The organism is Sphingomonas fuzhouensis (assembly GCF_034659795.1).
Classification (GTDB): domain Bacteria; phylum Pseudomonadota; class Alphaproteobacteria; order Sphingomonadales; family Sphingomonadaceae; genus Sphingomonas; species Sphingomonas fuzhouensis.
The window spans coordinates 623,320-635,405 of record NZ_JAXSQY010000002.1 but is presented as its reverse complement, the minus strand read 5'-3'; the positions used below and the strand labels follow the sequence as shown (position 1 = coordinate 635,405).

The window sequence follows — 12,086 nt, the reverse complement described above, 5'->3', positions numbered from 1 at the left end:
TGAAGGCCGGTTCAGCCGCTGCTCGCCCAGGAGCGCAGAGCGGTGGCGAAACCGGCGAGAATGATCCCGCCCATGGCGAACATGGTGCCCGCGATCAGTCGGGCGTAACGGCCCTGCTCCGACCGGGGTGAGCGGAGTTGCAGCAGCAGCGTTGCGCCGATGCCGGTTAAGATCGCCGCAACGGCGTACATGATCGCCGCGCCCGTCATGCGACCATTTCCAGTGTTGCGCGTTCCGAAACCGAACCCAACACAGGAGACGTAAGATGGTCGATGTCAGCCAGATCAAGGAACATGCGGAAGTCATCGGTGCCGACGGCGTCCATGTCGGCACCGTCGATCATGTCGATGGCGACCGCATCAAGCTGACCAAGAACGACAGCCCCCAGACCGAAGACGGGCAGGGCGCCAAGCATCATTACCTGCCGATCGGCCTCGTCGCTGAGGTCGAAGGCGACCAGGTCCGCCTGTCGGCCACCGCCCAGAACGCCGTCGACCAGTTCGAAGAGGCCGAGTGAGCCATACTCTCCCTCTCCCATTGGGAGAGGGAGGGAGCGCCCGTCAGGGCGCGGAAGGGTGAGGGCGGTGCCGTTCACGCGGTCCCGCCCTTTTTCGTGGGCGATCCGCCCTCATCCTTCCCACGCGGCTGCGCCGCGCGGGCCCCTTCCTTCTCCCCTAGGGAGAAGGAGATTTGGGTTAGTACGCCTTCGAGATTGGACATCACGTCCGCGTTGCTCACGCGAACCGTGCGGTATCCTTCACGCGCCATGAAATCTTCGCGCGACACGTCATAGCCTCCCGCGACGGCGTGCGTGTCGCCGTCGACCTCGATGACCAGCTTTTCGGAAAAGCACAGCATGTCGGCGAAGAAAGGTCCCAGTGGCGTCTGGCGACGCCATTTCAGATGCGGATAGGTTTCACGCAGTGCACGGAGCAGGCGGCGTTCGGGTTCGGATGCGTCGCGGCGGAGTTGACGGGCGCGTTGTACCGTACCGGAGCGATGGTTGTCGTAGCTACGCACGCAACACCCTCACCCTTCCGCCGCTACGCGGCTCCCTCCCTCTCCCGGAGGGAGAGGGATTAGGCCTCCTCAACCCTCTCCCTCCGGGAGAGGGAGGGGCCCGCCCGGCATAAGCCGGGTTGGAGGGTGAGGGCAGCCTATGTCGTCAAAGCCCGATCACTGACACGCCAGGCACTCGTCATAATCGGTCGTTTCCCCGATCTCGAACTTCGGCGCGCTGATCGTGTTGTCCGCCTCGACGCCGCCCGATCCGGCGAAACCGGCGCGCTGCACCGACTTGGAGCGCAGATAATAAAGCGACTTGATACCCAGCTCCCAGGCGCGGAAGTGGAGCATCAGCAGGTCCCACTTTTCCACATCGGCCGGGATGAACAGGTTCAGCGACTGCGCCTGGTCGATATAGGGCGTCCGGTCGCCCGCCAGTTCGAGCAGCCAGCGCTGGTCGATCTCGAACGAGGTCTTGAACGTATCCTTCTCTTCCTGAGACAGGAAGTCGAGATGCTGGACCGAGCCGCCATGCTCCAGGATCGAGTTCCAGACCGCGTCCGAATTCTTCGACTTCGCGATCAGGATCTTTTCGAGATAGGGGTTCTTGACCGAGAAAGATCCCGACAGCGTCTTGTGGGTATAGATGTTCGCCGGGATCGGTTCGATACAGGCGCTGGTGCCGCCGCAGATGATGCTGATCGACGCGGTCGGCGCGATCGCCATCTTGCAGCTGAAACGCTCCATCACGCCGACATCGGCCGCGTCGGGGCAGGGGCCGCGCTCGACCGCCAGGGTCATCGACGCCTGGTTCACCTGCGCATTGATGTGCTTGAACATGCGCAGGTTCCACGACTTGGCCATCGCGCCCTCGAAGGGGATATTGCGCGCCTGGAGGAAGCTGTGGAAGCCCATCACGCCCAGACCGACCGAACGCTCGCGGGCCGCGGAATAGGCGGCGCGCTCCATGCCGGGCTCGTGGCGGTCGATATAGTCCTGCAGGACATTGTCGAGGAAACGCATCACGTCCTCGATGAACTGCTTGTCGTCCTTCCACTCGTCCCAGGTTTCCAGGTTGAGCGACGACAGGCAGCAGACGGCGGTACGGTCATTGCCCTTATGGTCGATGCCGGTCGGCAGGGTGATTTCCGAACACAGGTTCGAGGTCGACACCTTCAGCCCCAGCTCGCGGTGATGCTTGGGCATGTTCTTGTTCACATGGTCGGCGAAGACGATGTACGGCTCGCCGGTCGCCAGGCGGGTCTCGACCAGCTTCTGGAACAGCGCGCGCGCGTCGACCGTGGCGCGGACCTCGCCGGTCTTGGGGCTCTTGAGATGCCATTCGGCGCCGTCGCGCACCGCTTCCATGAAGGCGTCGGGGATCAGCACGCCGTGGTGGAGGTTCAGCGCCTTGCGGTTGAAGTCGCCGCTGGGCTTGCGGATTTCCAGGAACTCCTCGATCTCGGGATGCGAGATGTCGAGATAGCAGGCAGCCGAGCCGCGACGCAGCGAACCCTGGCTGATCGCCAGCGTCAGCGAGTCCATCACGCGGACGAAGGGGATGATGCCGCTGGTCTTGCCGTTCAGGCCGACGGGCTCGCCGATGCCGCGCACCTGGCCCCAATAGGTGCCGATGCCGCCGCCGCGCGAGGCCAGCCAGACATTCTCGTTCCAGGTGGTGACGATGCCGTCCAGGCTGTCGGGCACCGAATTGAGGTAGCAGCTGATCGGCAGGCCGCGTCCGGTGCCGCCGTTCGACAGGACGGGCGTCGCGGGCATGAACCACAGCTTCGAGATATAGTCGTACAGCCGCTGGGCATGCTCGGCATTGTCGGCATAGGCCGACGCCACGCGCACGAACAGGTCCTGATAGCTTTCGCCGGGCAGGAGGTAGCGGTCGTTCAGCGTTTCCTTGCCGAAGTCGGTCAGCCGCGCATCGCGGGCATGGTCGACCTCGACCGGATAGGGTTGCGGGCGCACCGACTTGGTGTCCGCCGGGGTGGGGGCGGGGGCTGCAGACGCCACATCGGCGGCCATTTTCTCAAGCATATCAGTCGTCATGTCGCTATCCCGGCTATCCCTGAAATCCATCATCGATGCCGCTCCTTTGTTCTTGTTCCGTTCGAGTCGGCATCCGGCCCTTGGCACCGCGCGCGCCATGCGTCGCGATCGGGACGAGGGGGGAGGCGATGATCCCCGTTTTCGGGGATTCGGCCGCTTCCGATCATGCCTCTCGGCATGACCCCATCCTACCAGTGCTTGGGGCCACCCCCGACCTCTTCCACAATCCATAGTGGAAAATCCCGGCGAGCACCGCAAGAGGTTAAAGCGTGGGCGGGGGGTTGGTTGCGACGAATGGCGCGCGTGTCGGCGCCGTCAAAAGCCGCGACGCATGGATGTCTGCGGGGTTCGGGAAGCGCAAGCCCCAAAAGATTTTTTTTGGCGTCCCCGCGATCAACGCGGCGCCAGCAGGAACAGCGCGATCAGGCCCAGAATCGCCACCCCCATCTGGGGCGGACGCAACCGTGCGAAATGACCCGGCGCACCGCCCCACCGCGCCAGCCAGGGATCGGTCAAGGCGATCGAGGCATAGCCCAGGATCAACAGCGCAAAGCCGGTCGACGGCCCGGCGATCAATGCGATCAGCCCGAGCGAGAAGCGCAGCATCATGGTCAGCATCTGCGACACATGGGTTCCGCCCGGCGTGAAGAAGCTCAACCCCCTGGCCACCCCCGCCAGGAAGATCAGGATGGCCGCGCCCCAGATCTGCCCGATCAGAAGCGCCAGCGGTGCCCCCGCCCAGACGGCCAGCGCGGCCAGCGGCAGGACGAGCACGGGGCCATAGCCGAAGATCAGGCTGAGCGGGGGAATGTCCGGCGAGGCGCCTTCCGGGGTGGGGGCAGGCGTGGGTGCGGTGCGTGTCATGTCGGCGCGAACGTACGGAACGACATTCCTATCCCATGCGGCGCCAGTCCACTACCCGACCCGGAACGCGCCGTCAGCGCGTTCCCGAACCGACACTAAAAGCGGATATCAGGCCGACTGGCGGTGGCCTTCCCGGCCGTCCTGGCCGCGCTCCAGCCAGGGATGATCCTCGGGCAGCGGCGTGGCGAAGGCGATGCCGACCCGTCCGTCGCGCTCCCAGCGGATATAGCCTCGTATGGGCGCGTCGCCGCCGATGCATAGCGCGACCGCCGCGCCGCCCACGATATAGGCGGGGGGCAGGCCTTCGATCATCGTGCCCGTGCTCGACAGGTCGCGGATGCGCACGTCGATGGTCGCGTTCCCCGACAGGATCTGCGCGGTCCGCAGAACCTTGACGCGCGGGGGGCGGCTGGTCTTCGCTCCGACCAGCTGGGCGCGGCCGCCATGTTCGTCCATCGTCCGGTGGACCTCGGGGGCTTCCATCGGCCTGCCATAGACGAAGCCCTGGATATGGCTGCATCCCAGGCCGCGGATCAGATCGATCTCGTCCTGCATCTCGACCCCTTCGGCGGTCGTCTCCATGCCCAGCGTGTCGGCCAGCGTCACGATCGCCCGGATGATCGCGGCGTTGCGGCTGCCGGTGCGGACCGCGCCGCGCACGAAGGACTGGTCGATCTTGATCTTGTCGAACGGCGCATGACGCAGATAGCCGAGCGAGGAATAGCCCGTTCCGAAATCGTCGAGTGCCAGCCGAATGCCCAGCGCCTTCAAGGCGGTGAACTGGTGCATCGATGCCTGGTCGTCGTTCAGGAAGACGCTTTCGGTGATCTCCAGCTCCAGCCGCGACGGGGCAAGGCCCGATTGCGCCAGCGCATTGGCGACCAGCGCGGGCAGGTGCGGCTTGGCGAACTGGATCGACGAGACGTTGACCGCGACACGGGCGGCCTGGGGCCAGGTCACCGCCTCGGCACAGGCGGTTCGCAGCACCCACTCGCCGATCTGCTCGATCAGGCCGCAATCCTCGGCGACCGGCACGAACCGCGCGGGGGAGATGTCGCCCTGGGTCGGGTGGTGCCAGCGCAGCAGCGCCTCATAGCCGACGATCATCGTGTCGCGGGTCGACACGACCGCTTGATAGACGAGGCGGAACTGCCCCTGCGCAATGGCGATGCGCAGGTCCTGCTCCATCTGCTTGCGATTGCGTGCGCCCTCCAGCATCGCCTCGGCATAGAAGCGTGCGACGCCGCGTCCGTCGCCCTTGGCGGCATACAGCCCCAGATCGGCGTTGCGGATCAGCGTCTGCGAATCCTCGCCGTCATGGGGGGCGATGGCGATGCCGATCGAACAGCCGATCGTCACCTCATTGCCCTGAATGTCATAGGGGCGCGACAGGGCCATGATGATCTCGCCCGCCAGCGCGGCCAGCCGGTCGCGCGCATCGATGCCGGGCAGCAGGACCTGGAATTCGTCGCCGCCCAGTCGCCCGACCAGCCCGGCATCGCCGACCGCCCGCTCCAGCCGCCGGGCGACCTGTTGCAACAGAAGGTCGCCCGCCTGATGGCCCAGCGTGTCGTTGACCGCCTTGAATCGGTCCAGGTCCATCAGGAACAGCGCGGTCGGACGCCAGGGATTGACCGATTGCTTCAGCGTGGTGTCGAGCGACAGCGTCATGCGCTGGCGGTTGGCCAGCCCGGTCAGGCTGTCGAACAGCGCCAGCCGGGTGATCTCCGCCTCCGACCGGCGCTTCTCGGTCAGGTCGGACCCCGATCCGACAAAGCCGCGGAACCGGCCGATACTGTCCATGCTCGGATGGCCCGAGATCGACCACCAGCGCTCGGTCATCGAATCGGCCTCTGCCACCGCACAGACGGTATAGTCGGAAAAGCTGGTGCGCGACGCCATGTGGAAGGACAGGGTCCGCTGGGTGCCGGGGGCGGCGGGGTCCATCTGGAACAGCTCGGTCAGTGTGCGGCCCAGGCTGTCGATCCCTGACGCGGCCAGATCACGCGCGACCTTCTCCGACAGATAGGTGAGCCGCCCGCGCCGGTCGGTTTCCCAGAACCAGCCGGTGCCATGCTCCTCGAACTCGGCGATCATCTTGACCGCCCGCTGTCCCTGCATGATGTCGTGGGCCTGCAGGCGCGCGTCGTCATAGTCGATCCGGCCGACCTGCCGGGCCTTCAGCACCATGAAGACCAGGGGCGGCGCAACCGCCGCCAGGATCGGCAGTATCGGCACGCCCCAGGCCGCCGCCGTGACCGGGGCGAGGAAGGCAAAACCGAAGGAATAGCCCAGCTGCGCCCCGCGCACCGGGGCCAGCATCGCCGCCGTGGCCCACATGGTGCAGGCCAGCGTCAATGCCGAGGCCCATCCGCCGGCCCCATGATGGGCCTCCGCCACGATCAGCAGCATCGGCCCCGTCGCCAGCGCGACGATCAGGCCCATCACGCTCAGCCATTGTTTCAGTCGATAAAAGGGCCAGTGACGCGACGTGCCGCGCCACAGCACGATCCCGAAGATCAGGGTGGCCAGCGCCATGATGCCGCCCGCCACCGCCTTTCGGACCAACAGGGTATGCGGATCGGTGGCCGCGCCGATCCCCGCGATAGTCGCGGCGGCGGCCATGTTCTGCGCGATCGCCAGTGGCCAGGTACGGCACAGCGTCTTCAACCGGCCGAGATGCAGCGTCACCAACAGTTCGTCATTATCCTCCACCAGCCCCATCAGGGCCAGTGCGGACAGACGTTCGGTGGGCGTGGGCGGCATGCGGCGTTCGGTCGTCCAATGGTTTGGATCGCCCCTAACGTAACCGACGTTAAGATTGCTTGAAGTTGGCGCGGCACATTGCGCGGGCCGCACCGCTTTCGCTAAGGACGGGGCATGACGACCCTGATCCGCGACACCGACCTGATCGAGAGCGTGGCCGACGCGCTCCAATTCATCAGCTATTATCACCCGATGGATTATATCCGCGCCCTGGGTAAGGCCTATGAGGCCGAAAAGAGCCCGGCGGCCAAGGACGCCATCGCGCAGATCCTGACCAACAGCCGGATGTGCGCGGAGGGGCATCGCCCGATCTGCCAGGACACCGGCATCGTCACGGTCTTCGTCAAATGGGGCCAGGACTGCCGCCTGTCGGGCGACCGCTCGCTGCAAGAGGTCGTCGATGAGGGCGTGCGCCGCGCCTATCTCCACCCCGAGAACAAGCTGCGCGCCTCGATCCTCGCCGACCCTGCCTTCACCCGTCGTAATACCAAGGACAACACGCCCTCGGTCCTCCATGTGGAAATGGTGCCGGGCAACAAGGTGACCGTCGACGTCGCGGCCAAGGGTGGCGGGTCGGAGAACAAGTCCAAGTTCAAGATGATGAATCCGTCCGACTCGATCGTCGACTGGGTGCTGGAAATGGTGCCGCAAATGGGTGCGGGCTGGTGCCCGCCCGGCATGCTGGGCATCGGCATCGGCGGCACGGCGGAAAAGGCGGTGCTGCTCGCCAAGGAATCGCTGATGGGCGCGATCGACATGGGGCAGCTCAAGGAGCGGGGGCCCCGCAACGATATCGAGGCGCTGCGCATCGAGCTGTTCGACAAGGTCAATGCGCTGGGCATCGGCGCGCAGGGGCTGGGCGGCCTCTCCACCATCCTCGACGTCAAGATCATGGACTGGCCGACGCATGCCGCGTCCAAGCCGGTGGCGATGATCCCCAACTGCGCCGCCACCCGCCATGCGCATTTCACGCTGGACGGCTCCGGCCCGGTCTATCTCGAAGCCCCCAAGCTGGAGGAATGGCCCAAGGTCGACTGGAAGCCGGACCTTCAGGCCGCTCGCCGCGTCGACCTGAACACGCTGACGGCGGACGAGGTGAAGAGCTGGAAGAATGGCGACCGGCTGCTGCTGAACGGCAAGATGCTGACGGGGCGCGACGCCGCGCACAAGCGGATCAAGGACATGCTCGATCGCGGCGAGGAACTGCCGGTCGAGTTCAAGGGCCGCGTGATCTATTATGTCGGCCCGGTCGATCCGGTCGGCGAGGAAGTGGTCGGCCCCGCTGGCCCGACGACCGCGACCCGCATGGACAAGTTCACCCGCATGATGCTCGACCAGGGCCTGCTGGCGATGGTCGGCAAGGCCGAGCGCGGGCCCGCAGCGACCGACGCGATCCGCGAATACCAGTCCGCCTATCTGATGGCGGTCGGCGGCGCGGCCTACCTCGTCGCCCGCGCGATCAAGGGATCGAAGGTCGTCGGCTTCGAGGATCTGGGCATGGAGGCGATCTACGAATTCGACGTGGAGAATTTCCCCGTCACCGTCGCGGTCGATTCCGAAGGCCAGAACGTCCACACCCTCGCCCCGCTGGTGTGGAAGGATAAGATCGCCAAGGAAGGCCTGCTGACCCCGGCGTGATGCGCCCAATCCTCCCCATCTTCGATGGGGAGGGGGACCATGCGAAGCATGGTGGAGGGGCCAGCAACGTCAACGGCGGGACATGCCCCTCCACCACCGGGCTGACGCCCGGCGGTCCCCCTGCCCAAGCTGAGCTTGGGGAGGAATGGGGATCAATTCTTGTAGAGCGCGTCCAGGCGCTCGCCATAGACCTCGCGCAGGACGTGGCGGCGGATTTTCAGCGACGGGGTCAGTTGCTGGTTCTCGATCGCGAAGGGTTCGTCGGCGATGATGAAGCGGCGGATGCGCTCGGTCACCGACAGGTCGCGGTTTACCCGGTCGATCGCGGCCGAGATCGCCCCACGGAAATCGAGATCATCCTCCAGCGCGGCGCGGTTGCAGCCGGTGCCCGACTTGGCGCACCATTCGGCGGTCCACTCCGCATCGGGCACGATCAGCGCGACCATATAGGGGCGCCGGTCGCCTGCGATCATCGCCTGGCCGATCTCGGGTTGCAGGGTCAGCATCCCCTCGACCTTCTGGGGGGCGACATTCTCGCCCTTGTCGTTGATGATGAGGTCCTTCTTGCGGTCGGTGATACGCAGGCGGCCCGCCGCATCGAACTCGCCGATATCGCCGGTGTGGAGCCAGCCGTCCTTCAGCACCCGCTCGGTTTCCACCGGGTTGCGCCAGTAACCGTGCATGACCAGCTCGCCGCGCACCAGGATTTCGCCGTCCTCGGCGATGCGGACCTCGGTATTGTCGAGCGGCGGGCCGACCGTATCCATCCGCACGCCCGCGCGCGGCCGGTTGCAGGCGATGACGGGCGCGGCCTCGGTCTGGCCATAGCCTTGCAGCAGGGTGAGGCCGATCGCGTGGAAGAACAGACCGATCTCGGGATTGAGCGGCGCGCCGCCCGAGACCATCGCCTTCAGACGCCCGCCGAAACGCTTGGCGATCTTGGGCTTGAACAGCGTGTTGACCGCCAGTTGTGTGGGCCGGTCGATCAGCCGCAGCTTGCCGTCATAGCTTTTCGCGCCCAGCGTCAGCGCCTGGTCGAGCAGCCGTGCGCCCAGCCCGCCCTTCTTCTCGATCGCCTTGGCGATGCGGGTGTGCAGCACCTCGAACAGGCGGGGCACGACGAACATGATCGTCGGGCGCACCTCCTCGATATTGGCGGCCAGCTTGTCGAGGCCCTCGGCGTAATAGATCTGCCCGCCGAGGGCGATCGGGAAATGCTGGCCCCCGGTATGCTCATAGGCGTGGGAGAGGGGGAGGAAGGACAGGAACACCTCGTCGTCCCAGCCGAAATCCTCGGCGATCACAGCGCTGCAACCGGCGCAATTGTGCAGGATCGCGCCGTGATGCTGCATCACCCCGCGCGGCGCGCCGCCGGTGCCCGAGGTATAGATGATGCAGGCCAGGTCCTCGCGGCCGAAATCGGCCTGTACGGCGACCGCCGCCGGATCGGTGGGATGCGCGGCGATCATCGCGTCATATTGACGGCATTCGATCTGGCTGGGGCCCAGGCGCAGGGCCTCGATCCCGATCACCGTCTGGACATGGTTCGACCGCAGCGCGGCGGGCATCAGCGTGGCGGCAAGCTTCTGGGTCGAGACGATGATCGCCCGCGCGCCCGAATTCTCGATGATGTGCGCGTGATCGCGCTCGGTATTCGTCGTGTAGGTCGGCACGGTGACGCAGCCCGCCGCCATGATGGCGAGGTCGGCGATGCACCATTCGGGGCGGTTTTCCGACACCAGCATCACCCGGTCGCCGCGTTGCAGGCCGGTCGCGCGTAGGCCGGCCGACAAGCTGGCGACCTGCCGTGCCGCCTCTGCCCAACTGGTCGCGTGCCACGCGCCCTCGGCCTTGCGCCAGAGGAACGGTGCGTCGCCCTTTTCGGCGGCGCGGGTGAAGAACATGGTGACGAGATTGGGGAAATATTCGAGCGTGCGCATGTGCCTCTCCCACCGGCCCGTATGGCACGCGGTAACGCGCGACCGGGCTCTTTGTTTGCTTATTCCGCCGGACGTCCGGGTTTGTCGCCGACCCGTTGAATCCGGGTTGTGCGGCCGGAGATGTCGATCGCCACGCCCTCGCTGCGCGGATCGGCGGCACCGACCCAGCGGCCGCCGACCCGCTCGATGGCGTTGGCCTTCAGCCCCATCGGCGCGACGACCACGGTCTCGCCGAGCGCCCGCAGGCCGGGGGCGAGCGCCTCCAGCGCGGTGCCCTGTTCGACCGTCGCGACCTTATAGGGGGCAAAGAGCAGGCCCTGCGCGATGGCGTCCTGCGCGCTCAGCTTCCAGTCGATCACGCCGATGATCGCCTTGGCGACCTGTGCGATGATGGTGGAGCCCCCCGCCGCGCCGATCGCGAGACGGACCTTGCCGTCAGGGCCATAGACGATGGTCGGGGACATGGAACTGCGCGGGCGCTTGCCGCCCTGAACCCGGTTGGCGACCAGATCGCCGTCCTTGACCGGCACGATGTCGAAATCGGTCAGCTCGTTGTTCAGCATCGTCCCGTCGACCGACAGGCCCGATCCGAACGAGCCCTCGACGGTGGTCGTCACCTCGACGACGTTACCGGCGGCGTCCACCGTCACGAGATCGGTGGTGCCGGGCACTTCGCTGACCGGCGCGCGAACGCGTGGCGGCGCGCCCGCGGGCGTGCCGGGCGACACCGACGCCATGGTGCGGTCGGGCGAGATCAGCGCCGAGCGGTCGGCGATATAGGCCGGGTCGAACAACCCTTTCAGCGGCACCCGGATATAATCGGGATCACCCAGATACATGTCGCGATCGGCATAGGCGAGGCGTGAGGCCTCGGCGAACAGGTGCCAGGCGACGGGCGAATCCTTGCCCAGCTTGCCCATGTCGAACCGTTCGAGCAGCTTCAGGATCGACAGCATCGTCGAACCGCCGCCCGAGGACGGCCACATGCTGCAGATCCGATAGCCGCGATAGGTGGCGCAGAGCGGCGGGCGCGGCTTGGCGGTATAGCTGGCCAGATCGCCCATCGTCATCTTCGACGGATTGCGCCGGGCGGTGTCGACCGTCGTGACCAGCTTCTGCGCCTGCGGCCCGACATAGAAATAATCGGGGCCGAGCCTGGCGATCCGCTCCAGCAGCGCGGCCTGTTCGGGGTTGCGGATGATGCTGCCCAGGGGAAGCACCTGCCCATCGGGGCCGGTCAGTCGCGCACGGGTGGCGGCATCGACATGGCCGCCATAGCGGGTCAGCGCGGTCTGGAGCCGCGGGGTCAGCGCAAAGCCGTCGCGGGCCAGCCGGATCGCGGGCTGGAACAGTCGCGCCCAGGGCAGCTTGCCGCCTTTGGCATGGGCCAGCGCCATGCCGCGCAGGGCGCCAGGCACGCCGACGCTGCGTCCGCCGGGGACCGCCTCGGCATGGGTCAGCGGGCGACCATCGGGGCCATAGAACCAGTCGGGGGTGGCCGCCATCGGCGCGGTTTCGCGGGCGTCGATGCTGCTGGTGCCCCGCGCGTCGTGGCGGACCCAATAGCTGCCGCCGCCGATGCCCGAGCTTTGCGGCTCGACGACGTTCAGTGCCAACATGGTCGCGATGGCGGCATCGGTGGCACTGCCCCCGGCACGCAGGATTTCCACCCCGGCGGCGGCGGCGCGGGGGTCGGCGGCGCTGACCATGCCCTCGGTCGGGGCTTTGGGCATGGGCGGGCGCGCCGCTGCGGGCGCAATGGGGGCGAGCGCGAGCGCCGCCACGGATAGGAGCCAGTGCTTCATGTCCGCG

At 66.6% G+C, this 12,086-nt stretch carries 9 protein-coding genes; 2 read left to right on the top strand and 7 right to left on the bottom strand.

The genetic code is table 11. From position 1 onward, the window contains the following. Positions 1–11: 11 nt before the first annotated feature. Positions 12–209 (bottom strand): hypothetical protein, encoded by a 198-nt coding sequence (locus U1H82_RS07320; protein ID WP_322964264.1) that lies wholly within the window; start codon positions 207–209, stop codon positions 12–14. Positions 210–265: 56 nt separating this feature from the next. On the opposite strand from U1H82_RS07320, the gene U1H82_RS07315 reads away from it, so the two are divergent. Beyond that, positions 266–517 (top strand): DUF2171 domain-containing protein, encoded by a 252-nt coding sequence (locus U1H82_RS07315; RefSeq protein WP_322964263.1) that lies wholly within the window; start codon positions 266–268, stop codon positions 515–517. A 74-nt stretch (positions 518–591) separates the two neighbouring features. On the opposite strand, the gene U1H82_RS07310 is transcribed toward U1H82_RS07315, so the two are convergent. The 4 genes from U1H82_RS07310 to U1H82_RS07295 all read right to left on the bottom strand — a co-directional run bounded on the left by U1H82_RS07310 (position 592) and on the right by U1H82_RS07295 (position 6,696). Further along, positions 592–1,020, bottom strand: coding sequence for an endonuclease domain-containing protein (locus U1H82_RS07310; protein ID WP_322964262.1), 429 nt, complete (start codon positions 1,018–1,020; stop codon positions 592–594). A 156-nt stretch (positions 1,021–1,176) separates the two neighbouring features. Further along, entirely contained in the window at positions 1,177–3,066 is a 1,890-nt protein-coding gene (locus tag U1H82_RS07305) for a ribonucleoside-diphosphate reductase subunit alpha (RefSeq protein WP_375339503.1), read from the bottom strand. Between the two features lie 393 nt (positions 3,067–3,459). Next, the gene (locus tag U1H82_RS07300; protein ID WP_322964261.1) at positions 3,460–3,930 is read right to left on the bottom strand and encodes a DUF3429 domain-containing protein; all 471 of its coding nucleotides are present in this window, start codon (positions 3,928–3,930) and stop codon (positions 3,460–3,462) included. A 108-nt stretch (positions 3,931–4,038) separates the two neighbouring features. Then, complete coding sequence (locus U1H82_RS07295) at positions 4,039–6,696, bottom strand: putative bifunctional diguanylate cyclase/phosphodiesterase (RefSeq protein WP_322964260.1); 2,658 nt, start codon at positions 6,694–6,696, stop codon at positions 4,039–4,041. Positions 6,697–6,810: 114 nt separating this feature from the next. Between U1H82_RS07295 and U1H82_RS07290 the strand changes: the two genes are divergently transcribed. After that, positions 6,811–8,334 (top strand): fumarate hydratase, encoded by a 1,524-nt coding sequence (locus tag U1H82_RS07290; RefSeq protein ID WP_322964259.1) that lies wholly within the window; start codon positions 6,811–6,813, stop codon positions 8,332–8,334. Between the two features lie 152 nt (positions 8,335–8,486). Here the strand turns inward: U1H82_RS07290 and U1H82_RS07285 are convergent, their stop codons facing one another. Further along, positions 8,487–10,274, bottom strand: coding sequence for an AMP-dependent synthetase/ligase (locus tag U1H82_RS07285; protein ID WP_322964257.1), 1,788 nt, complete (start codon positions 10,272–10,274; stop codon positions 8,487–8,489). Positions 10,275–10,333: 59 nt separating this feature from the next. After that, positions 10,334–12,079: a gamma-glutamyltransferase gene (ggt, locus tag U1H82_RS07280; RefSeq protein ID WP_322964255.1), complete on the bottom strand. Its 1,746-nt coding sequence runs from the start codon at positions 12,077–12,079 to the stop codon at positions 10,334–10,336. Positions 12,080–12,086 lie beyond the last annotated feature (7 nt).